This window comes from Aestuariivirga sp. (assembly GCF_047600585.1).
In the GTDB taxonomy this organism is placed as follows: domain Bacteria; phylum Pseudomonadota; class Alphaproteobacteria; order Rhizobiales; family Aestuariivirgaceae; genus Aestuariivirga.
The window spans coordinates 178,680-203,412 of record NZ_JASGKP010000001.1; the positions used below are offsets into that span (position 1 = coordinate 178,680).

Here is a 24,733-nt window from a genome sequence, read left to right on the forward strand (position 1 = left end):
TGATGGAAGAGGAGTCAGATTGATTTTGGGTTTGCAACGAGAACGTCGACGGCAAGCGGCGACAATACCTCTGCCATTTCCCGGTTCGGTTCCCTGTCGGTCACGAGGTAGTGCGCCTTGTCGAGGCTTTCGACCCGCACGGGCGCGTAACGCCCAAATTTTTGATGATCAGCAGCAACAATGACAGTTTGGGCCGATCGGACCATGAGGCTGTGGAGTTCGGCTTCCTCCCGGCTGAAGTCCATGATGCATCCGTTGGGCGCGATTGCGCCTGCGCCGACCAGTACAAAATCAGCAAAATAATTTGAAAGCATCTCTGTCGCGTCGCGTCCGAGGCAGGCCTGGTTCTGCGACTGGATCTCACCCCCAAGGAGATGAATCCTGTTCCTGTTGCGCCCTGAAAGCTTGAGGGCGCTGGCGATGCAGTTGGTGAAGATGGTGAGCGACTGCCGGCCCTGCAGTGCATCAGCAGCGCTCTGCATGGTCGTGCCGCTTGCCAGGATTACGGATGCTCCGTCTGGAATCATGCTGGCAGCCAACAGCCCTATGGCGCGCTTGCCTTCAACATTCGTGGTCTGACGCACGGCCATTTCGGGCTCGGTACTTTCGAGAGAAATCGCCCCACCATGTGTTTTTCGCAATTTGCGCTGCTCGGCCAGCGTCAGCAGATCGCGGCGAATGGTTTCCCGCGAAACGTTCAGGCTGCGCTGGATGTCGGTGATGGAGATCGAACGGTGGGATTGGACCAGCGATAGAATCTGCTTTTGACGTTCTTCTGCAAGCACGGTGACGGCTCTCCTCCCCTGTGTCGGGTGTTTGCGATATTGTGCAGTTTATAGCATTTTCTTGCAATTGGTAGCAATATTGTTGTATACGTTGTGAACTGAAAACAAGAACATCATCAAGGGAAGGAGCTGAAAAATGCCCAAGGCACTGAAAGGACGTTTGAATTCACTCAATCGCCGGCACCTCCTGAAGTCTGGAGCCGCGGTGCTTGGTGCTACCGCACTCGGACCCTTTGCACCGTTTGTCGCTCCCGCTCGCGCGGCCACCCCGACATTGCGGTTGCTTATGTGGCAGCCCTACGCAATCAAGGAGATCATCGACGAATTCGAAAAGACGACCGGGGCCAAATTCGCGCCGACCTTCTTCGACGGAAATTCGGAGGCCTTCAATAAATTGAAGGTGGGTGGCACCAAGGATTTCGACATGGTTATGGCCGACGGCTTCTGGCCCCGTCTCTATTTCCGTCAAGGGCTCACCAAAGCGGTGGACTACACCAAAATCCCGAATATCAGTGGCGTCTTTCCGGATTTCCTCCCGAGCAGCTTCAAATTGCTGGCCGACGAGGAGGGCAAGAACAATGTCGCGGCACCCAACTGCTGGGGTGGTTATGGCATCACTGTCAATACAAGCGCAGTGGCACCGGAAGACGTTGGTTCGATCGACCTTCTCCTCAATGCCAAGTATGGCGGACACTTCGCCACCAACTCACGCTTCGAAGAGAATATCGCGCTGATGGGCATACTCGCCGCCACGCGTATGGGCACCAAGGACCAGCCACGTCCCGACGGCAAGCCGTTCAATCCCTATCAGCTCACCGATGCAGAATTGGAAGAAACAAAGCGGCTGCTGATCGAGCAGAAGAAGCTGCTTCTCACGCGCTACCAGGACTACGATTCCCTGGACCGTCTGATGCGCGCAAATTCCGTCTGGGCGGCGCCCGAGTTTGCCGAAACTTACCGCCACCTCACCGTGCTGAAACGCGACGGAAAACTGCCCTTCGAAGTCCAGCACGTGTTGAAGCCGAAGGAGGGTGGTCTCGGTTGGGTTGACACCTGGATGATCAGCTCGGAAGCGGATCCGGAGCGGACAGAGCTGGCCCATGCCTGGATCAACCTGTTCCTCCAAAAGGAAAACTATGCGAGGGTCGTGCGGTCCACCGGTTATGGAGGAGTCGTCGATGTGCGGTCCATCCTTACGCCTGATGAGTCCGAACTCTACTTCCAGAACAGAAGCGCCGAGGCAAGTCAGCTCCACATGTTTGACCAGCCCTCTTCCCCCGAGAAGTGGGAGCGGATCTGGTCGGATGTCGAAGCGTCCTGATCGGCAGGCCCGGCTGGCGACATGAGAGGTCTGGATCAGAGCGCGGGAGATGTGAGACCGGCCGAACCGCCCGTCTCGCTCTCCCTGAATGGCGTGAGCAAACACTTTGGACCAGTGCGTGCCGTCGACGGGATCGAACTCGCAGTGAGGCAGGACGAGTTCCTTTCCCTTCTTGGGCCGAGCGGATCCGGCAAGACAACATTGCTTCGCATCATTGCGGGGCTGGAACTGCCTGACCGCGGGGCGGTGATGGTCGGTGGAACGGATGTCACCCGGCTTCCGCCTTACCGCCGTCGCATCGGCATGGTCTTCCAGAATTTTCTGCTGTTCCCTCACAAGACCGTCGCGGAAAACATCATCTTCCCGCTGCGCATGCAGGGTCTTGGAAAGACGGAGTGTGGAGAGCGGCTTTCATGGGCGCTGGGGCTGCTGAAGCTGAAAGGCCTCGAAGACCGCTATCCCAACCAGTTGTCCGGCGGCCAGCAGCAACGCGTGTCCCTCGCAAGGGGACTGATCTCGCGACCGACCCTGCTTCTGCTCGATGAACCGCTAGCAAATCTCGACCGGGAACTCCGCGCAGAGATGGAAGTCGAGATCAGGCGCTATCAGAAGGAACTCGCAATCCCCTTTATCTATGTCACCCACAATCAGGAAGAAGCCCTTACGATGAGCGACAGGATCGCTGTCATGCACAACGGGGTTTTTGAGCAAGTGGCGCCACGGGTCGAAGTTTATCAGCGGCCGGCGACGTCCTTTGTCGCATCCTTCGTAGGGCAGTCGAACCACCTCGTTGCGACAGTATTGGGCGACGAGGGCGAGAAGCTGGTGATCAACTGGCAAGGACATACCCTTAGCGTTCCACGCAAAGGCTCCTTCGCAAAGGGCGACATCGTGCGCTACTCGATCAAGTACGAAGACGTGAAGGTGACGGGGCAGCGCAAGACACCCATTGAGCGGAAGGGGCAGAACTTCATCGCGGGGAAACTCCGGGACATCATCTTCAAAGGTCAGACTGCCAACTTCATCCTCGCGCTCGATCATGGATGCGAACTCGTGGCCAGCGGATCGCTGCGCGAGACCGACGCACAGATCGGGCAGGATGTGATCGCGGAATGGCCTCACGAGGCCGGGGCGTGTTTCCGTGACGGCGCCTGACATTTCTCCGCTCGCCACTCCAGCGGCGAAAGGGGTCAAGTTACCCCCTGCTGTCCTGTTGATCGCGCCTGGTGTGGTGTTCATCATTTGCACGTTGCTGCTGCCGCTTCTCGCGATTGTCGTGTTCAGCTTCTGGAAAACCGAGAGCTACGAGCTCTACATGGACTGGAATCTCGACAACTACCGAGTGCTCTTCCGTGAGCCCGCGTATCGCGTCTTTCTGTTGCGCTCCATCTTGGGAGCTGCCGTCACCGCCGTGATCTGTCTTTTCTATGCCTGGCCTGTCGCCTATTTCATTGCCCGCCACGGGGGGCGCTACCGCCTGCTGCTCGTACTGCTGCTCGCGGCCCCCTTTTTCACCGGGGTTATTCTGCGCATCGCGGCCCTTCAGGGCATCCTCGGTCCTGGCGGATTGATCAACATGGGACTGGGGATGATGGGTCTCAACCCCATTCAGGCGCTGATGTACACTCCGGTGGCTGCAACGCTCGGCCATGTTTATCTTTTCATGCCCTTCATGGTCACGGCCATCTATCTGTCTCTGGTGAATTTCGAATTCGCACTTCTCGAAACAGCAAAGATCAATGGTGCGGGACCGTTCCGCGCCTTCATTGAAGTGACGTGGCCCTTGAACTGGATTGGCACAGCGATCGGCCTCATCCTTGTCTTCATCCCGTGTCTGGCCTCCGCAGTCACACCCCGCTTCCTCGGCGGGCCCAAGGCAACATCCTTCGGCATGAGTCTTGGACAACAGTTTGGCGAGACGGGGACCTGGGCGCTCGGTTCTGCGATGAGTGTCGTTCTCTTCTTCGCGTCCTGCGCCGTGGTGGTCATCATGGGAATGAGTGTCAATCCGCGCCGCAGCGGCTTTACGGGACCAGGGCGATGACAGCCAAGGCATTGGAGGGAACGGCTTATCGGAAGTGGGTGATGATGGTGGCGCTCTGCCTGCTTTATGTGTTCCTGTATTCGCCGATTGCCTATGTCGTATATGCGTCCTTCTCGAAGGATATCGTCTGGCCGTTCCCGCCGGATTTCACTTTGCAGGCTTACGTCAACGTTTTCGATGATTCCCTTTACCACGATGCCTTTCTCAACAGCCTCAAGATTGGCATCGGAAGCGGAATCGTGTCGACGGCAATTGCCACTGCCGCGGTGATCGGCCTTCTCCGCTATCCCACTCGGATGCGGACTGTGCTCTTCATCGTCTTCCTGTCCCCCCTCTTTGTCGCCGAACTCCTGATCGGGATTTCCTCTCTCGCCTTCAATGCCCGCGTTCTTGGCCTGTCCGGCAACCTTCTGTCGGCCATTGCTGCCAATGCGGTGGAGGGCGTGGCATTCTCCTTTCTCATCATCCTGTCGCAACTGGTGCGTTACGACTGGCAGATGGACGACGCGGCAATGGTATTCGGAGCCCGCCCGCTCCGTTGTTTCTGGGAGGTAACACTCCCTACCATTTGGCCGAGTATTTTCGGCGCCTTCCTCATCAGCTTTATTCTGGCATTCAACAATCTCGAGATTTCGTTCTACAATCTTGGTGCCATCCCAACGCTGCCGTCGGTGGCTTGGGGATCGCTACGCTTCGGCCTAGGGCCCGAGCTTTTCGCCATCGCGGCGATGACCAACGCGTTGGTCTTCACCATATTTGCCGCCATGTACGTGCTGATGCGCACCGGAATTCTGAAGTTCGGTTATCGCGGCACTTGAGCGACGGTCATGAGCCTGATGCCAGTGTCTTGAGATGGGAAAACAGGTCGCGGTAGCGGCGGTGGGCCTCGCGATAGATTGGTGCTTGCGCCGATGTGGGCGTGATCCAGGATGAATCCCGGTTGAGCAGGGGCTGGGCCGCGCTGATCGTTTCCAGTTCCCCGGCAGCCACTGCTGCAAGCACTGCTGCCCCGAGGGGAGAGGCATCCCTCACATGACAGACCTGCACCGGCAATTGCGCAACATCGGCCCGGATTTGGCCCCAAAGCTTGCTTGACGCGCCGCCGCCTGCGAGCCGGATGCTGTCGAAGGAGACTCCCATTTCGGTGAGCCGAAGCTGTACATCGTGCATGGCGAAAGCAGTTCCCTCGAGAACGGCCCGCGCCAGGTGTGCAGCACTGTGATGTGCGCTCAGATGGTGGAAGCAGGCATGCACATCAGCATTCCATTCGGGCGCCATGGCCCCCGTGAGCGCGGGCATGAACAGCACTCCTTCGCATCCCGGGGGTACACTGGCCGCAAGCTGGTTGAGTTCTTCCACGCCTCTGAGACGCAGAAGGTTCAGGAGCCATGAAATTGCCCCGCCGCTGAGCCAGCCCGGATTTTCGATAAAGAAAAGCCCACGGCCAAAATCATGTGTCTCCACAAGCCGCTGGTGATCAACCACCTGCGTGGGATGAAGTGCGCCCACCACTTCGCCCGTTCCGATCTGGCAGAGCATGGCGCCGGGGGACAGGAGCCCAGCACCGATGGCGTTGGTGAAGTCGTCACCTGTCCCGACCGCTACCCTGGTGCCCTCGCGGAGTCCGGTCAGGTCCGCACCACTGGGGGTAAGAACTCCCGCGCACTCCTCCATGCCCCGCAGCGCGGGCAGACGCGTCCGATCTACACCGAATGGAGCAAGAAGGTCATCGGCCCAATCCTTCTGTGCCAAGTCGTATAGCATCGTTGTTGAAGCGAGGGCGCGGTCCATCACCGCTGCTCCCGTGAGATGCTGAACGATGAAACTCACAGGCTGGTGGAAACAGGTTGTCTCCCGTGTGATGTCTGGCCGGTTGTCCCGAAGCCAGGCGATCTTCGGGGCCATGTGCGTGGCATCGCTGATGATCCCGCAGCGGGCGCGAACAACATCCTCCGGCATGAGGCCGGCTTCTCGCGTGGCCCTCCGGTCCATCCAGGTGAGGCAGGGGTGGAGCGCCGCGCCGGTGCTGTTGACTGGAACACAGCCATCGAGTTGCCCGCCCACTCCGAGACCATGGATATTGGCGGCGGACACTCCGGCTTCGCCGAGAGCTGATGCGATTACAGTCCTGAGAGCGTCCAACCATGACTGCGGATCCTGCTCGATCACGTTGCCGGGTCGCGTCGAAAGGGTAAGCGGCACACTCCCCTGGCCTCGCGGCGTCAGGCTCCCGTCGACGACAAGAGCCTTGACGGACTGGCTTCCAATATCGATGCCGAGATACATGCGGCAGAACCCTCTTCACCGGGCAGATGGCGGCCCGGTGTCCCGCATCAAGGCAGTCCTGCTGCCTTTTTGCAATCCGCGATCACCGCTTCGAGCTGGGTGATGATGGATCCCGCGTCACCTTTGTATGTCCCGTCGAAGATCGCAGAGCCGATCGTAAAGGCGTCGGCTCCGGCCTCCGCGATCTCCGAGATGCGGGAGAGCGAGTTGATCGAGCCTGCAACGATGAGAGTGCCCTTGCCCAGTCCGGCGCGGGCCGCCTTCACCAGCGCCAGAGGCTCTGCCTCGGTCGCACGGTAGGCGAGAATGTCGCAGCCTGCACAACCGCGATCCATGAAGCTGCGGCAATGCGCGGTAACGTCGGCGGGCTTGCCGGCGAGCTTGGTCGGATGGCCCTGCGGGAAACCCGGGAATGGATAGTAGGCGGTGGCGCTTCCCTTGGTGATCGCCATCACGGCATCGACATCGGTGCCGCCCAGCAGCCTATCGACACCAAGTTCCACAGCCGTTTTTGCCGAGCGAAGCGCGTCATCGGGCGACGTCGAAACCACTTCCATGTAGGCGGTGGCGCCGTCCGCCCTGATCCGCTTGGTGAGTGCCGCAAGCGTGTCCCGGTCAACTCCCACATCCTTGAAGCCCACATGCGTCAGACCGACGGCGCGGATCTCGTCGTAGAGACGCAGGCAATCGCTGATCGTCCTGTCCTGACGGGTGAGCATGAAGATGAAGTCCATCGGGTTCTCCTTAGAGAGTTGGAGTGAGAACAGAAAGCCGCCCTGCGCTTGCCGCGAGATCAAGAATGGTAAAACGGTTGCGAATTTCTCGGCAGCAGAGGATTGCCGTTTCGTAATCGCCGCGGTCCAGGTGAATGTCCTCAGGGACGATGGGCGCGCCCGCGGCGACGAGAACATCCTGCAGGTACTCTGGCGGAAGCATGGCCTGGCGCAGGCGCGCGCTGATCCCGTTCCACTCAGAATTCAAGCGGGCATTCAATTTTTCGGCCTTCTCCGCTGTGATGCGTTTCTTGGAAAACTCCTGCCAGCACGAGCGTCCCAGCACTTCACCATAGCGGCTGACAAGATCGGATTCGCTGGTCGTATCGGCGTGAAGCACCGGTGGCGCGTCCAGCATGCGCGCTTGCAGCCGCGCCATCGACAGGGTGGTCACGCCAACCTGTTCACCATGGTAGACGAGCGGCCGTTTGGGTTTCTCGAACATGTCGAGGAAGTGACTGACCAGATGCTCGCTCTGGCTTGCGGGTTGGCTATGGCCAATGATTGCGGTGCCGAACCCTGCCAGCACGAGCGTGCGCACAAGCCGGGTCATGACCTCAAGATCGCCTGCCATAAGTGCGGCGGCGTTGTCGAAAAGAGGAGCTTCGTCTTCGGACAGCAGGACAAAGGGCAGGGTTCGGTACTCGCTGCCAAACATCAGGTGCGAGAGGAGCCAGTCTGCCTGGGCCGTGCAGCGGCAAAGGCTGTCACCGAGCCCTGCACGGATGAGACGGGCAGGGGCGGCTGCAAGCACCTCAAGGTCGAAGAAGACTCCCTGCGGTACCTGCGCCGGCAGCGACAGCTTGTGCCCATGCACGGTGATTGCCGCATTGTAAGATGTGTAGCCGTTCATCGACGGCGCAGTCGCAAAAACAGCATAAGGTTTGCTGTCGAGTGCCGAGGCATATTTGCATAGATCGTTGATGGTGCCCGAGCCCACGGCAACGATGGCATCGGCCGGTTTGGTCTGTTCCCGCAGGAGCTCCACGGTCTTATCGTCGGGATGCGGATGTCCCGGCAAGATAATGCTGTCGACCAAACTGCGACCGGCGAGGCCACGTTCCACACGCTCTGCGAGTGCTTGGTGTGTGTTGGAATCACTCACGACCGCAATACGGCGCCCCATCGACAGGGCGTGGACCAGATCGCCTTCGTTCCCGGCGAGCGTTTTCTCGATTACCAAACTTCGCGTGCCCACGCTCACAAGCTTGCCGGTATCCGGATCGGAGAAGCGGCCTGCCAGGAGGTCACTGATCATGCTGCTGCTCATGGGGATGTCCGAAAGCGGAGGGCACACACCTCCAAAGACAGCCGCATCGTCTTTGTGGAAAGTGAGGTAGGATTGACTGAATTGCGTAGTTTTGAGAAGTCTGTCAGCATCACCTGAACCCAGAATGACCGTTCAGTCAATCTTCTGTCACTAAATGACCGAACGGTCAATGAGGAACTGCGATGAAGCCAGCTGATCGTCACCGCCGGATTGTCGAGCTCGTCCATGCACAGGAGAGGGTCTCGGTCGATGAACTGGCCGATCTGCTGGACGCCTCACACGAGACTGTGCGGCGCGATCTGAGCCTGTTGTCAGAGCAGGGGCTCCTCCGGAAGATCCATGGTGGCGCAACGGCAATGCAGCCGGCACAATCCGTGCGCGAAAGTCCGCTTGCCGAAAGACGTGCCAATGCCCGTGATGAAAAGATGCGGATCGCATTGGCGGCTGCCGCGCTGTTCAACCCTGGCGATAGCATTCTCATCAACTGCGGAACCACCACGATCTACTTTGCTGAACAATTGGCGCGCCGGGGCCCCTTCACGGTGATCACCAATTCCACGCTTGTAGCCCATGAACTGTGGGGTTCCGAGCAGCGCGGACCGATCCATCTGCTCGGCGGCTCTTACTTCGGCGAGGCTTGCGAGCTGCTGGGTCCGCAGGTGGTCGAACAGATAAAGCAGATTTCGGCGGATCATGCCGTGATCGGCGTGAGCGGCATTGGCGAGACCGGCGCGATGATGGACTTCAATGCGGACGAAGCTTTCGTAACGCGTGCCATGATTGAATTGGCACGTCAGGTGACGGTGGTTGCGGATTCATCCAAGCTTCAGCGCAATGCGCTGTTCCAGGTGTGCGGGCCTGAGAAAATTGACCGCCTTGTCACCGACCGCATGCCGGGCCCCATTCTCGAGAGCGCATTGCGCGCAGCAGGTGTCGATGTCGTGGTGGCCGAATTTGCGAGCACGGAAGCATGACTGTGTCGTGACACGTCCACAGAAAAGACCATATGGTCATTTTTTGCGTTGACAGATTGACCGAATAGTCATTCTATGCGGCCGTCCATAGTGAAAGACACCGAGGGACCTCCTCCTCTCCGGTGAGCATTCCTCGGGATGACGGGCAGAAGTGGTGGGCCAATCTTTTGGCCCGAACCTCCATCGCGCTGCTTCGCCCGCCACACCCCTGGTGCTCGTGGTCTGCCACTGTCGAGACCGAGAACTGCGCACTGAATGCTAAATCAGGAGCTTCCCATGAACATGAACCGCAGAACCTTCAGCACAGGCATCGCATTGTCCGCGCTGACGCTGACCGCCGCTCAGGCCTTCGCCGAAACGCTTGAGGAGATCGAAGCTGCCGCACGCAAGGAAGGCACGGTCGTAAGTCTCGGCCTGCCTGACGACTGGGCGAATTGGGGCGGCCAATGGAAGGACATCATGGCGAAGTATGGTGTCACCCATACAGATACCGACATGAGCAGTGCCGAAGAACTGGCGAAATTCGAAGCGGAGAAAGCCAACGCCAGCGCTGACATCGGCGAGATCGGACTGGAATTCGGGCCGATCGCCAAACGCAAGGGAACGAGCGCACCCTACAAGCCAACCAACTGGGGCAAAATCCCCACATGGGCCCGCGATGACGACGGTCACTGGATGTTGGGTTACACCGGCACAATCGCTTTCATCGTCAGCAAGAAAGTCGAAAATCCGCCCAAGGCTTTCGCGGACCTTGTGAACGGCACCTACAAGGTCGCCGTGGGGGACGTGGGCAAGGCGGCTCAATCCAACGCACTTGTCCTCGCGGCGGCCATTGCGGGAGGTGGCGGTGAAGAAAACCTCCAGCCCGCGCTCGACATCTTTTCCAAGCTGGCGGAACAGCAGCGTCTTCTCACGATCGGCGCAAATCCCGGCAACATGGAAAAGGGCGAAATAGAGGTGGGCATCGTCTGGGATTTCAATGCCCTCAACTACCGCAATCTCGTCGGCAAGGACAAGTTTGACGTTTGGATTCCTTCTGACGGCTCGGTCACCTCCGGCTACACCACGATCCTCAATGCCTATTCCACCCGTCCGAACATTGCCAAGGTTGTGCGTGAATACATCTTCACGGAAGCCGGTCAGCTGAACTTCGCCAAAGGCTTTGCCCGCCCGATACTGATCGATTCCATCAACGTGCCGCCGGAGTTGAAGGACAACGTTCTCCCCACCGAACAATATGCAAAGGCAAGGCCGGTGAATGCAGAGCTATGGATGGAATCAGCCAAACAACTCGGCAAACAATGGCAGGAACAAGTCCTGTCGAAGATGTGATCTCCTGCAGCATGCGGCCGCCCCGCTTCTGGGGCGGCCGTGATTCCAATCCGGATTGTGTCCATGGTCCCTGCAGCGAACCGCACCAAGATCCTCGCCTTCCTGTGTGTGACGCCCTTTCTCCTCGTCGTGTTCCTGTTCGAGGTCGCGCCGCTCCTTGCCGTGACACTGAACAGCCTTTTCTCTGGGGATGAATTGTCGGCGTTCAATTACGCGGAAATCCTGTCCAGCCGCTTCTATCTCGGAGCCTTCAAAGTCAGCTACCTGATCTCCGCGGCAACGGCACTGATCGGTCTCGCTGTCGCCCTGCCGATCTGCGTGCTGCTCAAGAGGATGCCGGGCCGAGTGCAGCAACTGATCTCGATCTGCGCCAACATCGGCGCCAACTTTACCGGCTTTCCCCTCGCTTTCGCCTTTGTCATCCTGCTGGGGATCAGCGGTTCCTTCACGCTGCTCTTCGCCCGCATCGGGATCCTGCACGGCTTCAACATCTACGGCACGACGGGGCTTGTCATCGTATATTCTTATTTCCAGATCCTATTCGCTATCCTGCTCCTGCTGCCGGGTCTGGGTGCACTTACCACTGAAATCAGGGAAGCGGCATTCCTCATGGGAGCCAGCACATGGTCATTCTGGCGGCGGATCGGCCTGCCGATCCTCGCGCCCAGCCTGATCAGCGCTTATCTACTGCTTTTTGCAAATGCCATGGGCACCTACGCTACGGCCTGGGCTCTGGTGGGTGGCAGCGCAAACGTGGTCACCATTCGCATCGGCGAACTGACTGCGGGCGACGTATTCTCCGATCCGAACCTGGCCGATGCGCTCGCAATCTTGCTGGTTGTCAGCTTGATCATCCCCATTCTGGCAGACCAGTTCCTTCTGAAGCCGCGGCAGCATCACGATGCGTGACCGTAAATGGTTGGATTGGGCTCTCGTCTTGCTGGTTGCAGCTTTCCAGTTGCTGCCTATTCTTGCAGTGGCCCTCAATGCCTTCGCCACTGACTGGGCAGGAACCGTCCTTCCCGAGGGATTGACGCTGGACCATCTCCGGGCGATCACGTCCGACCCCAGATTTCTGCAGTCAATCTACAACTCCCTGCTCGTGAGTCTCGGCTCCCTGATCCTGACGCCCCTGATCGTCGTACCCGCCGTGCTGATCGCTCACTGTTATTTTCCGCTTCTCGACAAGTGGATGGCGGTTCTCGTCATTCTGCCCTTTGCAGTGCCCGGCATCGTGCTGGCGCTGGGACTGCTGCGGATCTATTCCGGCAACTACGGCATCGTGCTTACCGGCACACCTTGGGTTCTGGTCTTCGGATACTTGCCCGTGGCCGCGCCTCTATACTATGTGCCGATCAAGAACAATCTCCGCTCACTGAGATTGAACGAGCTCTTCGAAGCGGGACGCCTGCTCGGCGCGTCCGACTTTACGATCCTGACCCGGGTCGTCGTGCCCTGCGTCAAGCAGGGCCTGATCATTGGGCTTGTCATGAACTTTACGCTGGCGATCAGCGACTTCGTTTATGCCAATCTCCTCGTCGGCGGCCACTTCCCCACCCTTCAGATATATATGGGCGTGCTCAATGGCGGCAGCGGACGCAAGCTTAGCGTACTCATTACGACCTATTTCCTTGTCATCTTCGCCTCAACAGCCATCGTGGTCTGGGCCGCGTCACGGAGGAACGAACAGTGAGCTATGTCGAGGTCCGCGCCCTATCCAAGGGCTATGACGGAGTTTCCGTTTTTCAGAACATCGACCTTGATGTCACGAGGGGCCAGATCTGCGTACTGGTGGGACCTTCTGGCTGCGGAAAAACGACACTTCTGCGCGGCATTGCAGGCCTGACGATGCCGGACAGCGGGGTGATCCGCATCGACGGCCGGGACGTCACGCGCGCTCCGCCCAAGGATCGCGGTGTCGGCATGGTCTTCCAGCACTATGCGCTCTTTCCGAACATGACGGTGGAGCAGAATCTCTCATTCGGGCTGGAGCAGCAGAAGCTGTCGAAACACGAGATCCAACAGAAAGTGGAGGGAATGATCCATCTTATGGGTCTGGAGGCCCGTGCCCAAGCGAAGCCAGCTGCGCTCTCGGGCGGCCAAAAGCAACGCGTCGCGCTCGCCCGCGCACTCATCCTGGAACCGAAACTTCTCTTGCTTGACGAACCGCTTTCGGCACTTGACGCCCAGATCCGCAAGCGCCTGCGAGAGGAACTGAAGCGCTTGCAGCATCAGGTTGGCTTCACCGCCATCTTTGTCACCCATGACCAAGAAGAGGCATTGATGCTGGGCGATGTCGTCGCCATCATGCAGAACGGGCGCTTCGTACAAGTGGGCGCACCCGCCGAAATCTATAATAGTCCGGCCAGTCTTGACGTCGCGTCCTTTATCGGTGACTTCAACCTCCTGACACCCGAACAGGTCAAAAGCCTCTTCAAGAAGACGACGGACGCAACGTGGGCCATCCGGCCTGAATCGATTGTGATCTCGTCAGCGAAAAAACCCCAGGAAAATGGCGCTGGCGGCAACATGCTCACGGGCACCATCTCGTCGGTGCAGGTGCTGGTCGCCATCCTGCGCTATTACGTATTGTGCAATGGCGTCTTCCTGAAGGTTGACGTGCTGAACTCACCCAAGAGTCAGAAGTTCGCGGTTGGCGACAACGTCACACTGGATATTGCGCGCGGTTCCATAAATGAGATGAAATCATGAAGGTTGTTCCTGACAAACCCAACGTCTTGCTCATCTGTGCGGATCAGTGGCGGGGTGACTGCATTGGTGCGCTGGGCCATCCGAATGTCCGGACGCACAATCTCGATCAACTCATGAAAAAGTCGGTCACGTTCACCAGGCATTATGGACAGTGCACACCCTGCGGGCCGTCCCGCACCAGCCTTCTGACCGGCATGTACCTTATGAATCATCGCTCTGGCCGTAACGGAACTCCGCTTGACGCCCGTCACACCAATCTTGCTCTTGAAGCCCGCAAGCTCGGATATGAACCGTCTCTCTTTGGCTATACGGATACGACTCCTGATCCGCGCCTGCTTCATCCCAATGATCCGTCACTCAAGGCCTATGACGAGGGTGTGTTGCCTGGCTTCTCGACGCCGCTGCACTTGCCGGAGGACATGGGCAAATGGATTTCGCATCTGAAAGCTCTGGGTTATGATATCCCCGGTGGCCGCGCTGATGTATTCAGGCCGCGCCCCCAATTCGACAAGCCTGCCGATCGGGGCTTCCGCTTCATTCCGACCTCTTTCAAAGCTGAGCACAGTGAGACGGCCTTCCTAACGGATGAGTTCCTCAAGTGGCTGCTGGTGCGCGAGGCGAAACCGTGGTTTGCCCATTTTGTGTTCTTCCGCCCGCATCCACCATTTATTGCGCCCGAACCCTACAATGCGGCCGTTCATCCGAATGACGTCAGCTTCCCGGTCCGCAAGGAAAGCCCGGAACTGGAGGGCAAGCAGCATCCCTTGCTTGCGCACGAAATCAGCAACGTGGCGCGCACGGATTCCTTCGACGAACACAATCCCATGAATCTGGTGGAGGCGGATGACCTCGAGATCCGCCAGATGAAGTCAACCTACTTTGGACTCATCGAGGAGATGGATCACCACCTGGGCCGTATCATCAGCTATCTGGAGGCCACGGGGCAACTTGAGCGGACGCTTATCATTGTGACAAGCGACCATGCCGAAATGCTTGGGGATCACTATGTCTGGGGAAAAGAGATTTACTTCGACGGATCCTTTCACCTGCCGCTGGTTATCTTTGATCCATCCAGAGCCGCCGATGCCACGCGAGGTACGCGGGTTGACCGGTTTACGGAAGCCATTGACATCATGCCCACCATTCTCGATTGGCTTGGTGCTGGGAAGCCACGAAGCGTGGACGGACATTCACTTGTACATTTCCTGCACGGCACTGCGGTGGAGCACTGGCGTGATGCAGTGTTCTTCGAGCATGACTTCCGCAACGTCAGAAGTCAGCGTGTCGAAAAGGCGCTCGGAATCTCCTCCGATGAGTGCTCATACGCAGTCGTGAGAGACTCAAGGTTCAAGTACATTCATTTCACGTCCTTGCCGCCCCTGTTGTTTGATCTGACGACCGATCCAACGGAAATGAACAATCTCGCAGGACGCCGGGAATATGCGGCGGTGGAACTTTCATACGCCCAGAAGCTGCTCAGTTGGCGGCTCTTGAACCAGGAGCGCGTGCTTACGAATATGCATATTGGAGAGGGGGGGCTTTACGTCCATTCTCCGTAATCGCGAATGATGCACGTCCCCGCTGCAGACACTGCTTGGCAGGACTGCTGATGAACGGAAGCTGTTGCGCATCATGCATAGCAAGAGGAATTGGACAACAGCTGTGGCCATCCTAATCAGTTTACGAAGATCGCTTTGCGTGTGGCCATGTGGAGATAGAAATTCCGTGGCCCCGATCGAGTGTCGAGAGCAAGACGAAAGCTGCCAAGCCGAACACTGCAGAAATGCAGAAGGCAAGCTTGTAGCTGCCCGTGAAATCGAATAGTCCGCCGCCCAGATATCCGCCCATTCCCATGCCTAGCCAGGCGATAAAAAGGATGCAGCCAACGGCTGATCCAATTCTTTCTGGAGGAGCCTCCTCACGGATACAAAGCAACATACAGGTCATATTCCCCGAAAATGAAAATCCGAAAGCGAGCGACAGGACAATGAGTGAGTTGAAGCTGCTCAAAAAGGGAAAGAACACAACGCAGAGCGCCTGACTGAGAGCTGCAGCTCTATAGGCGGAAAAGTTTCCAATGCGGTCTGCAAGAAGGCCAAAAACTACACGCCCGACTGTGCCGCTCAACATTGCCACCAATAGGCTTGTTGCTCCGAGGTTTGCAGACCCGCAGATCATTGATATGTATCCTGCGAGATGGACGAGCGGCATTCCCATACAGGCGCAGCAGCAGAACGCCGCGAACCCAAGTGCCGCAAGCCTTGTTGAAAATAGAACTCGAACACCTTCCCCTTCAATTTGACTGGAACGGCGTTGGATGCGGAAGCGAACAGTCGAGAAGATTGTTAGCTGTGTGATCAGCATGGCGAGAGCTAGAGCCCAATATGCAGTGCGCCAACCATACGCCGTGATGAGAGTCTGTGCCCAATATGGCAGCGCCCCTTGGCCTATTGCGCCACCGGCTGTGACAATTCCCATGACCAGACCGCGACGTGAGATCGCCCAATCACTCGCCACTGCAACGAAAGGTGCGTAAAGTGCACCAAATCCAAGAAAGCCCAGTATCAGATGGGCCGCAAAGAACTGCCATGGATATGAGACGTGCGCGAGCATTGCCAGTGGCAAAACTTGAAATGTGCCACCCATAGCGAGCATCCACCGGATATCTATCTTGTCAAAGACGCGCCCCCACAAGAGACCGCCCGTTGCCATCCCGATAGCTGCGCAGACATAGCCCAAGCTGACAGTTCCACGGTTCCATCCCAATTCTTTGGTCAATGGGTCCAGGAAGATTGAAGAAAGTATCATGACGCCGAATCCTGCCGCCATTCCAATAGTCGTGCCGGCGACGGCCAAAATTCCGCGAAGCCCAAGTTGTGGAAGATCGGTCTCACCCAATCTGGAGGCGTCAGTGTTCTCGTGGATCTTCGTCATGGAAACTAATCGTATTAACAGTCGGGAGTCGGGGTTTGGCAGAGAGACGTTGGAAAGGGCGTGGGAACCCACATGGGAATAATCGTGGATTCGTAGGAGTTGAAAGGAGGTGGAAGGAGACCTGGAGCGCTTCAGGCGTCCCATTCGTTCTGCACTCCGCGTTGATCACGGATCATGCTGCAGTTCGTGTTGCCAACCATTTTGGCAAATAGTCTCTGGCAGAGAAGGAAATCTCGGTTGGCGAGAGTCCGGACTTCACCAGCAATGGCGTCAAAGTTCCCTGCTCATGAAGGCTGAGAACATCCACCGCACCACCCAGGAGCCTGCCCTTCAGGAAAATCTGCGGGATCGTGGGGGAACCCGTGATTGCATGCAGCGCATTTCGTATCTCCTGACTGAAGCCGTCGGATTGCAACTTCAGGCCATCGAGATCAACGGAGACAAATGGCACGCCAATAGCTCGCAGGAATTTTCTGACTGCCCAGCAGAATTCGCACCATTCCAATGCGAACATCACAAGCGGATTCTGTTGGTCATTGATGGTTGTTCGCACGAATGTTTCGGCGCGTTCACTGACTTGCGAATGGACCGCCGCAGGTCCAGTGGAAGCTGGAGGAGCGGAGATAACGAAGCGGCCTCGTGGAGTTGAGTTGGAGATCTCCCTCTCCTCGGCTGTCATCTCCTGTTCAATGTTTTCAAACAGAGGCGTGGACAGGTAGCGTTCCCCCGTATCAGGCACCATAAACAGTATGCGGCTTCCCCTTGATGCCGATTTCGCGGTGGCAAGGGCGGCCGCAAGGGTGGCGCCGCCTGAGATTCCGCAGAAGATTCCTTCCTTTCGCGCGAGTTCCATCGTCAAATGGAGTGCATCCGTTCCGCTCACCGGCTGTATCAGGTCCACCAATCCTTTGCCGAAGGCTTCGGACGTCAGGCGAGGAATGAAGTCGGGCGTCCAGCCTTGTATGGGGTGTGGCCGGAAGTGCGGGTGGCTGGCGCCGGGTGTACCATCGCCGTTGTACGCCTGCCTTATGCCGCTAGCGAGAATTGGAACGTTTTCAGGTTCCGCCACAACAATTTTGGTGTTTCCGCTTTCGATCCGAAGGACGCTCGCTACACCTTGGAGGGTCCCGCCGGTGCCAGAACCGGTGACAAAATAATCAAGTCCGTGCGGCCCAAAGGTCCGCAGGATTTCAAGCGCTGTTGTCTGCCGGTGGATTGCAGCATTGGCGTCGTTCTCGAACTGGCGTGTCCAGAACCAGCCGTGAGCCGTTGAAAGCTCACGCGCCTTCTCTATCATTCCCGTTCCTTTCTCGGCGGCGGGCGTTAGGACGACTTTCGCCCCCAGAAAGCGCATCAGGCGTCGCCGTTCCACAGAGAAGCTTTCTGACATCACCACGACCAGAGGGTAGCCTTTCCGGGCGCAGACCATGGCAAGGCCAATGCCCGTGTTGCCACTTGTTGCCTCGATGACTGTCTGACCTGGCTGCAGCTTGCCTTCACGTTCGGCAGCTTCGATGACTCCGAGGGCCAGCCTGTCCTTGATTGAACCAAGTGGGTTGAAGAATTCCAGCTTCGCGTAAAGCTCTACACCGTCCGGCTCGAGACTTGACAGGCGGACCACAGGCGTATTGCCGATTGTATCAAGTATGGAATGATAAGTCCGGGGCAGGGGAATGTCCGCTGCCAAGTTGGCGTCAGTATCTTGAGTTAATGTCATGACTATTGTCCAGTTGTGAATTCTGCAAAGAAAATGTGATTGTCATTTCCGGTTCTGCGTTTTGCAGTCATCGGATTCCATGCGGCGACCAGCATCAGCATCGGTCTGCTCTTCAACCGAAGGGGGATTCCCGGGTGAGATAGTAAGAGATTGGTGGAAAGCAGTGATTTCGTTCGCACCTGATGATCGGCGTCTGCCTCCGAGAGCGCCTCGGAGAGATCAGCCAGTTGCGACGACAAAGGTGCGAGCCGAGCTCGAATCCAGCACTTATGTATCCCATGCCACCCGCTCTCTTCGAGAGAAGGCGGTAAATCTCTTCGTTTAAGCTGTTGGACTTCATATTGCTGTTTTCCGAGTGGGTTCTCATCTCGGAATCCGGTAGCAGCCGGCCAAGCCGCTCGTCCTTACCGCGCCCTGATCATTATCTGATTTCTGCTTCGGTTAAGGGCGGCTACTTCGATGAACAAGGGACTGGGTGCACGGTCGTCAAAATTCAACGAATGCTGGCACATGACGTGCCACGAGTGAGTGGCCATTCAACCCTCGACCTGCTCCACTGTGCCTGCTGCAGTACCCTTTCGCCTTTGTAGCCCTTCCTATCAATTCAGTTCCGGCCCTCTGCCTTGAGCTTCTCCCAGGTGGTTCGCTCATCCCGCGACTACGGGAGCAGCGTTGACGTCAGTCCGGGTGCGGAGGCGCAATGGCCGCAAGCGGGCCATTGGCGTATGGGCTCCGCTGCTTGTGGAGGCCAGGATGAATGGCAGATGGTCGCTCGACTTAGTGCATGACAATGACAGGCGGTTCGGGGTCCTGAACATGACCGATAACATCACCCACGAGTGTCTTGCGGCCATTCCGGACACGTCCCTCTGCGGCAGCCGGGTTGCCCGTGAGCCGCCTGCCCTTGCCGTCTTCCTTTTTCGGAGACTTTTCCACGGGTTTGGAACGAGTGCTGCCGCTTGCCTTTACGTCGAGGCGGCTTTCCTGTTGGGGGGCAGTTTCGGTCCCTCTTATGCATAAGAAATTCCCTGTTTTGCGCGACAGGGAATTCGCTCCTCGCGGGTTTTTCATGCCCGAACACTGCTGGCTGGTCTGCCGCTACGCCGCTTCCAACGGAACCAAACCCCTCCAGGCCAGTTAATGCGGTATCCAACGACAGGAGACGTATCATGGCACCTCCTTCTCCCCTGACATACGAAGAAGCCGTCCATCTCGAGAAATCCTACTGGGATGCGATGAAAGCGAAGAACGGATCCAAGACTGCGGATCTTTCGGCGAGATCGAGTCTTGTGGCCGGACCCAAGGGCATCATGCGCATTGAAAAGCGCGAGATGTCGAAGATGACCGAAGAGGGGGACTGGATTCTCGACAACTATGAATTCGAGGATGTGGAGGTGACCACGCCATCACCGGGCGTCGCGATCATTGCCTATACCGTGCGGCAGGATGTTCGCATCGGCGGAACGGCGAAGAAATTCAGGGCAGCGGACATCTCGACGTGGGTCAAGGGATCACGCGGATGGGAATGTCATGCCCACAGCGAGACGATACTGGGCGCGGAAGGCGCCTAGGGTTCGGCGCTGACCATCTCATCGACGGCGACGCGGGCGTTCTTCTCCGCCTCGGCCAGTCCTTGCGAGAAGGGATGACGTTCCAGCAATTGCGGCATGGAAAGGCAGTAGACGTTCGACGGTCCGGCGGCCGTCTCTAGTCGAAACGGCTCCACCAACGGCGCGGTCTCATCCTTCAGCGAACGGACGAGCCCCGGGAAGGGCAGCTTCGCAAGGGGTGCAGGTGCCTGGCCGCGCGCGTCGATCATCACGTCAAAGTGGAATTCCGAGTCGCCTGCGACGACCGTGACGCCGCCCTCCGGAGAGGTTTGGAATACCGCATCGTCCCCGCTTTCCCGGATGTGGAGAACACCGGCATCGTGAAGCGCGATGACCCGCGCCAGCGACAGGTGCGGCACGGCTGCATAGCAATCCGTGAACACCGGCAGCAGGGTTGATTGAAACATCTCCCAATCCTTTGCCGTGAATGCGCGCAGGGCGAGATCGACATTCTCGTGGGCGCGGAGGAGGGCATAGCGGTAGGGGATCGTGCGCCGCTCACGCATGCTGGCGCGGGTCTTGCGGAAATCCCGCTTCACCGCATCAAGTCCGCCCAGTTCCCTGCGGGCCTTGAAATAGGCGGCGCTGAAGCCTTCGAGCGTGACGGCCGATGCGCCAAGTGACGCAACGTAATCGGGATCCGATGCTGTCAGTTCCTCATGGAGCAGCCGAAAGAGCCGCTCCAGAAGACCATCGCTCCCGCGCTTCACCTCTGCGGCGACAGCATCAGGTGACAGGATCTTCAGGGGCTGATACGGAAAGGGATAGTAGAAATCCCCTTCCGGCATCACGCCCATCTTGGAGATCATGGTGATCCGGAGGTTCGCCGAACCTGCGTTGCCACGCCACGAGAGTGCACCGTCCTGCTCTTCGAATGTGCCGTGGGTGAAGGCGAGGGCCATGGCAATGTCGATGGCTGACAGGGATGATCCGAGAATGCCGATGTTCGTTGCGGGGAGCGACGTGATGTTGGTGTAGGGCCATGGCGAGAGAAGCTTCGCCTGGCCGATGCGCGGCTGACGCGGCCAGACATGACCCGTTGCAAGGATCACCTTGTCAAAAGTCCGCTCATCACCTGCATCCGATACGACCACGGCACCGTTTGCGTGATTTAGGACGTCCGTCACACGCGTCTTGGGTTCCAGCGTCACGCGATGGCCCAGCTGCCCGGCAGCATTGCAAAGGCTCTCGAACTCGCTGTGCAGGTATTCTCCGATGAGGACACGGGGGTAGAAGGCGCGTGCGCTCAGGTCATGCTCCGACAGTTCCCAGGCCGTGAGCTCCCGCGGCGGCAATCCCTTCAGATACTGCAGCAGGGTTTCCGTGACGGGTGGAATTTCCCGGCTGAAGGCATTGCACAGCATGTAGTCGGCATTCAGCGTCTCGTCATAGGGCATGCCCTTGCCGAAATGCGGACCGCTTTCGTACAGTGTTACCGCAATGGGCTTTGAAAACGCACACTGCCTGAAGAGGTGCTTGAGACAATAAAGAGCGGTGGCACCTCCACCCACGATTGCGATTTCAAGGGACATGCCAGCAGAATGCGCGCCGCTCGCGAGAGTTCCATGCGGCATCACCGCATGCAGCGAGTGGCACCCCACGAGAGGGATTGTGCCTTGCGCGGGGTTGCGCTCCACTGCCCTGAAAATGACCAAGGACCGAAACATGACAGTGACGCTGAACTCCAGAGCCGATTTCACGCTGGAGACCTACAAACGTGTGGCCTGGGGCGGAGCGCCCGTCCAGATTGCGCCCGCGGCCCGGGAGAAGATGAAGGCGGCGCGCGCCTATCTGATGAGGCTCGCGGAGCGGCCCGAGATCACCATCTACGGCGTGAACACGGGTTACGGCCATCACGCGAAATGTCGCCTTGATGCCGAGGCCCGCCAGAAACATGCGGAGCAGCCGACCTTCCACCGCGCAGCGTCATGGGGTGATGCGGTGCCGGAGCGTGTTGCGCGGGGGATCGTGTTCGCCCGCCTCACCAACTTCATTGAAGGCCATGCCGCTGCCTCGCCCGCGCTTGCGGATGCTGTTGCCTCGATGCTGGATGGTGCGCCCCTGCCACCCGTGCCCGCCCGCGGGCAGGGCGGGGCCGGGGAAATCCTGTCGCTCTCGCATCTCTTTCTCCGGCTCTCCGAAAAGCACCGGATGCAGCCGAAGGACATGCTGTCGCTGGTGAACGGTTCGCCTGCGGCGTCTGCCCTGATCGCGGATGCAAGTCTGGCCGCCCGCCCACGGCTCACTCTCTCGGCCGAGGTCTTTGCCCTGGCGGCAGAGGCGTTCAAGTCACCCCACGGGCATTTTGCTGCGGAGTTGCAGGGCTACTGGAACAATCCTTACGACACCGAGGCCCTGTCGCTGCTCCGCGCCCTCATGGGCCCGGGGCACGGCGGACCGCGCCGGCCTTATCAGGCGCCGGTGAGCCTCCGCATCCTGCCGCGCGTCCTCGGCGAAGCGCTCCGCGCAGCGTCGTTGGCGGAAGACATCGCCCGCCATTCGCTGATGGCAATCACCGACAATCCGGTGGTCATCCCGGAAGACGAACAGGTGGGCGCAGACCCGGTGATCAGCACCGGTGGCTATCACAACATCCAGGCCGTGTCGGCGATGGACGCCCTCGTCGCGGCCTACACCAATCTTGTCGTGCTGGCCGGGCGCATCGCCGCGAAGCTGCAGGATACGTCTGCGTCACTGCTGCCGCCCTTCCTGGGGTATGGCGAGGGGCGGAGCTATCTGGGCTGCCTGCCCATGGCGCTGGTGGGCTATGAGGAGGAGATGCGGATGCTGGCGCAGCCGACACTGTTGCCCGGCTCGGAAAGCGGCGGCTTCGGCCAGGACGATATCGCCTCGCCGGTGTTCCTCGCCTGGTCGAAAGTGGATCGCGCCGGTCAATTGTTCGATCAGGCGCTGGCCACGCTTGCACCGATTGCGGTGCGCGCGCTCGATGTGACCGGACGCCCCGCGCCGGAAGCCGTGCTGGCGATTGCAGAGCTTGTTGCGAAGCACTTTCCGGACAAGGGCGACAATGTGCCGATGGGCGAAGACATTGCGAGGCTTGCCGAGGCGTTCAGGACCCGCATCTATTCCGCGCAGCCTTAGGGTTGCGGATCGGCGTCCAATCGCAAAGGTCTGCTGCGGCCCCCCGCTCCGGTTTCTGTCCCTGAAGCCATGGACGGGGTGTTGGGCCCGGAGAGAATGAGGTCGGCCACGGCCTGCGGCGCCATCGTCCGGTAGTGGAGATCGCCTGCCAGCGCATCCGTGGGCCGCATCGTCCATGCTACCGAATGAACCGCGACGTCCGTTGCCTCGCCGGCGCGGGCGCGGATACGCCGCTCGAGGTAGCGCTCGCGGGAGTGGGACGGCGCCTCGAGATGACAGATCAGCACGCGTGTGACCGCGGGCGGAAGGATGACAGCACGGCCCGCAAGGATGAACCCTTGCGGCATCATCTGGCAGGATATGCCGCGCTCCCGCAGATAGGCCGAGACGGCCAGTGCGGCGGCGAAATTGAGCGGGCCGTTGGCGGCCACGATTGTGATCGGAGCAGTTGATCCCGCTGCCTCGAGATCATCCTCGAACACTTCGTCCAGCGTATCGGCGAAGGTCTCGGCCACCAATGCGGCCTGTTCGCGGGCGAGTACGCCGCGGCGCTCGTCCTCCCGCGCCAGCAGCAAGCCGGGAATGGCGACATCTTCCAGGAAACTGATCCGGGATTCTTCCGTGCCGGCCGACTCCGCCTGTTCGATGGCTTCGAGGGCGTCGCGTGCCAGCATGCGCTGGTAGAAGACGACGGGCGGGGGCAGCACCGCTTCGTTGCCGAGCAGCACGTCAAGAAAGCGCAGGCTTTCGATATTCTTGCCGATGACGAGCAACATGATGGTGAGCGGTGTGGAGAGAACGAGTCCGATCGGGCCCCAGATCGCCGTCCAGAAGATGGCGGCAACGACGATGGCAAGCGGTGATAGACCCGTGGTCTTTCCGAAGGCGAGGGGCTCGATCAGGTGCCCGACGATCACTTCCACGCAGAGGATGGCAACAGCCACCGTGCCGCCGAGCAGCCAGCCTTCGCCCACCGCCAGCGCCATGGCGATGGGCAGTACCGAGGCAATGAGCGTGCCGACATACGGCGCAAAGCGCATCATCGCGGTGATGGTGCCCCACAGCCAGGCGCCGGGAACGCCGAGGATGAAGAGCATCGTTCCGATCACCGCGCCTGCCGTGCCGTTGATGATGAGCTGGGTGCGGAAGAGGTTGGCAAGGCGGGTGGTGGCATCGTCGATCGCCATGGTGGTCTGCTTCACGTCGCGCACGCCGGCGAGATGGACGAAGCGGTTCCGCATGTCCTCCCGGTTGAACAGCATGAAGGCGAGCATGATGAAGGTGATGAAGAGCTGCGCCAGGGGATGCGCGGTGCGCTCGAAGAGATCGATGAAGGGCTGCAGAGCGCCGTAGTTGCTTTCCTGCACTTCGACCAGGATGGGCTTCCGGCCGGGCTCGCCCGCAGGCTCCGCCGGCCGTTCGGCATTGCGCGTGATCTCCTCGTTCAGCCCGGCAATGACATCGGCGGCCTTTTCGAAGGCGTCACCCGATGAGGTGAGCAGCTTGAGGTTCGCGGCCTTCTCGCGCAGGTTCGATTCATACTGGGGCAGTTCGGCTGCGAGATTGGAGACCGCCACGCCGAGGAAGCCGCCGACGGTGGCGAGGATGAGGAAGGTGAAGAGGACGACGGACACCACCGCCGCAATCTTGGAGCGGAGGACAAGCTGCACGCGCCTCACAAGAGGAGCGAGCAGAATGGCCAGCAGCGCCGCCATGAAGATCGGAATGAGGATATCCTGGGCGAAATAGAGAATGCCCGAGAGCGCGATGAACGCCAGCAGGGTGTTCATCATCACCTGTGACAGCGGTGCAGGCCGGATCGCATCCGGCATGGCGGCATTGGAATGGAATGTCTTCACGTGACCCCTGCGCG

Annotated in this window: 20 protein-coding genes and 1 pseudogene; 13 read left to right on the plus strand and 8 right to left on the minus strand. The window is 59.0% G+C overall.

Going from position 1 to position 24,733, the window contains the following annotated elements; genetic code table 11:
- Positions 1–14: 14 nt before the first annotated feature.
- The gene (locus QM801_RS00805) at positions 15–785 is read right to left on the minus strand and encodes a DeoR/GlpR family DNA-binding transcription regulator (protein ID WP_415017312.1); all 771 of its coding nucleotides are present in this window, start codon (positions 783–785) and stop codon (positions 15–17) included.
- 136 nt (positions 786–921) lie between these two features.
- Here QM801_RS00805 and QM801_RS00810 point away from each other — a divergent pair, with 136 nt between their 5' ends.
- From QM801_RS00810 to QM801_RS00825, 4 genes are read left to right on the plus strand one after another with little or no spacing between them, the layout of a single operon-like run.
- The gene (locus QM801_RS00810) at positions 922–2,106 is read left to right on the plus strand and encodes an ABC transporter substrate-binding protein (protein ID WP_415017313.1); all 1,185 of its coding nucleotides are present in this window, start codon (positions 922–924) and stop codon (positions 2,104–2,106) included.
- Between the two features lie 21 nt (positions 2,107–2,127).
- On the plus strand, positions 2,128–3,261 hold the full coding sequence (locus QM801_RS00815) for an ABC transporter ATP-binding protein (RefSeq protein ID WP_415017314.1): 1,134 nt from the start codon (positions 2,128–2,130) through the stop codon (positions 3,259–3,261).
- Positions 3,248–4,150 carry an ABC transporter permease gene (locus tag QM801_RS00820; RefSeq protein WP_415017315.1) on the plus strand — a complete coding sequence of 301 codons (903 nt, stop codon included), beginning with the start codon at positions 3,248–3,250 and terminating at the stop codon, positions 4,148–4,150. Before QM801_RS00815 ends, QM801_RS00820 begins: the two co-directional genes overlap by 14 nt.
- Positions 4,147–4,968 (plus strand): ABC transporter permease, encoded by an 822-nt coding sequence (locus tag QM801_RS00825; RefSeq protein WP_415017316.1) that lies wholly within the window; start codon positions 4,147–4,149, stop codon positions 4,966–4,968. The genes QM801_RS00820 and QM801_RS00825 overlap by 4 nt, the downstream gene beginning before the upstream one ends.
- Positions 4,969–4,975: 7 nt before the next feature.
- Here the strand turns inward: QM801_RS00825 and QM801_RS00830 are convergent, their stop codons facing one another.
- The 3 genes from QM801_RS00830 to QM801_RS00840 are packed head-to-tail and all read right to left on the minus strand — an operon-like array spanning position 4,976 to position 8,479.
- Positions 4,976–6,436 carry a xylulokinase gene (locus QM801_RS00830; RefSeq protein ID WP_415017317.1) on the minus strand — a complete coding sequence of 487 codons (1,461 nt, stop codon included), beginning with the start codon at positions 6,434–6,436 and terminating at the stop codon, positions 4,976–4,978.
- A gap of 47 nt (positions 6,437–6,483) precedes the next feature.
- Complete coding sequence (locus QM801_RS00835) at positions 6,484–7,170, minus strand: 4-hydroxythreonine-4-phosphate dehydrogenase (RefSeq protein WP_415017318.1); 687 nt, start codon at positions 7,168–7,170, stop codon at positions 6,484–6,486.
- 10 nt (positions 7,171–7,180) lie between these two features.
- Entirely contained in the window at positions 7,181–8,479 is a 1,299-nt protein-coding gene (locus QM801_RS00840) for a sn-glycerol-1-phosphate dehydrogenase (RefSeq protein ID WP_415017319.1), read from the minus strand.
- A gap of 182 nt (positions 8,480–8,661) precedes the next feature.
- Between QM801_RS00840 and QM801_RS00845 the strand changes: the two genes are divergently transcribed.
- From QM801_RS00845 to QM801_RS00870, 6 genes are all read left to right on the plus strand, one after another.
- Complete coding sequence (locus tag QM801_RS00845; RefSeq protein ID WP_415017320.1) at positions 8,662–9,453, plus strand: DeoR/GlpR family DNA-binding transcription regulator; 792 nt, start codon at positions 8,662–8,664, stop codon at positions 9,451–9,453.
- 276 nt (positions 9,454–9,729) lie between these two features.
- Positions 9,730–10,785, plus strand: coding sequence for an ABC transporter substrate-binding protein (locus QM801_RS00850; protein WP_415017321.1), 1,056 nt, complete (start codon positions 9,730–9,732; stop codon positions 10,783–10,785).
- A 63-nt stretch (positions 10,786–10,848) separates the two neighbouring features.
- The gene (locus tag QM801_RS00855; RefSeq protein WP_415017322.1) at positions 10,849–11,694 is read left to right on the plus strand and encodes an ABC transporter permease; all 846 of its coding nucleotides are present in this window, start codon (positions 10,849–10,851) and stop codon (positions 11,692–11,694) included.
- Positions 11,687–12,478 (plus strand): ABC transporter permease, encoded by a 792-nt coding sequence (locus QM801_RS00860; RefSeq protein WP_415017323.1) that lies wholly within the window; start codon positions 11,687–11,689, stop codon positions 12,476–12,478. Before QM801_RS00855 ends, QM801_RS00860 begins: the two co-directional genes overlap by 8 nt.
- The gene (locus tag QM801_RS00865; RefSeq protein WP_415017324.1) at positions 12,475–13,497 is read left to right on the plus strand and encodes an ABC transporter ATP-binding protein; all 1,023 of its coding nucleotides are present in this window, start codon (positions 12,475–12,477) and stop codon (positions 13,495–13,497) included. Before QM801_RS00860 ends, QM801_RS00865 begins: the two co-directional genes overlap by 4 nt.
- Entirely contained in the window at positions 13,494–15,056 is a 1,563-nt protein-coding gene (locus tag QM801_RS00870) for an alkaline phosphatase family protein (protein WP_415017325.1), read from the plus strand. Before QM801_RS00865 ends, QM801_RS00870 begins: the two co-directional genes overlap by 4 nt.
- A 121-nt stretch (positions 15,057–15,177) precedes the next feature.
- On the opposite strand, the gene QM801_RS00875 is transcribed toward QM801_RS00870, so the two are convergent.
- A complete protein-coding gene (locus QM801_RS00875; protein WP_415017326.1) occupies positions 15,178–16,431 on the minus strand; it encodes an MFS transporter in 1,254 nt (417 codons plus the stop codon).
- Between the two features lie 172 nt (positions 16,432–16,603).
- Entirely contained in the window at positions 16,604–18,148 is a 1,545-nt protein-coding gene (locus tag QM801_RS00880; protein WP_415017327.1) for a pyridoxal-phosphate dependent enzyme, read from the minus strand.
- A gap of 687 nt (positions 18,149–18,835) precedes the next feature.
- On the opposite strand from QM801_RS00880, the pseudogene QM801_RS00885 reads away from it, so the two are divergent.
- Positions 18,836–19,054: pseudogene (locus QM801_RS00885) on the plus strand (IS3 family transposase); the annotation flags it as partial.
- A gap of 263 nt (positions 19,055–19,317) precedes the next feature.
- Entirely contained in the window at positions 19,318–19,719 is a 402-nt protein-coding gene (locus tag QM801_RS00890; protein WP_415017328.1) for a nuclear transport factor 2 family protein, read from the plus strand.
- Here the strand turns inward: QM801_RS00890 and QM801_RS00895 are convergent.
- Positions 19,716–21,290 carry an FAD/NAD(P)-binding protein gene (locus QM801_RS00895; RefSeq protein WP_415017329.1) on the minus strand — a complete coding sequence of 525 codons (1,575 nt, stop codon included), beginning with the start codon at positions 21,288–21,290 and terminating at the stop codon, positions 19,716–19,718. The genes QM801_RS00890 and QM801_RS00895 overlap by 4 nt on opposite strands.
- Before the next feature lie 133 nt (positions 21,291–21,423).
- Between QM801_RS00895 and QM801_RS00900 the strand changes: the two genes are divergently transcribed.
- The gene (locus QM801_RS00900) at positions 21,424–22,860 is read left to right on the plus strand and encodes an aromatic amino acid lyase (RefSeq protein WP_415017330.1); all 1,437 of its coding nucleotides are present in this window, start codon (positions 21,424–21,426) and stop codon (positions 22,858–22,860) included.
- Here the strand turns inward: QM801_RS00900 and QM801_RS00905 are convergent.
- The gene (locus QM801_RS00905) at positions 22,857–24,719 is read right to left on the minus strand and encodes an AI-2E family transporter (protein WP_415017331.1); all 1,863 of its coding nucleotides are present in this window, start codon (positions 24,717–24,719) and stop codon (positions 22,857–22,859) included. The genes QM801_RS00900 and QM801_RS00905 overlap by 4 nt on opposite strands.
- Positions 24,720–24,733 lie beyond the last annotated feature (14 nt).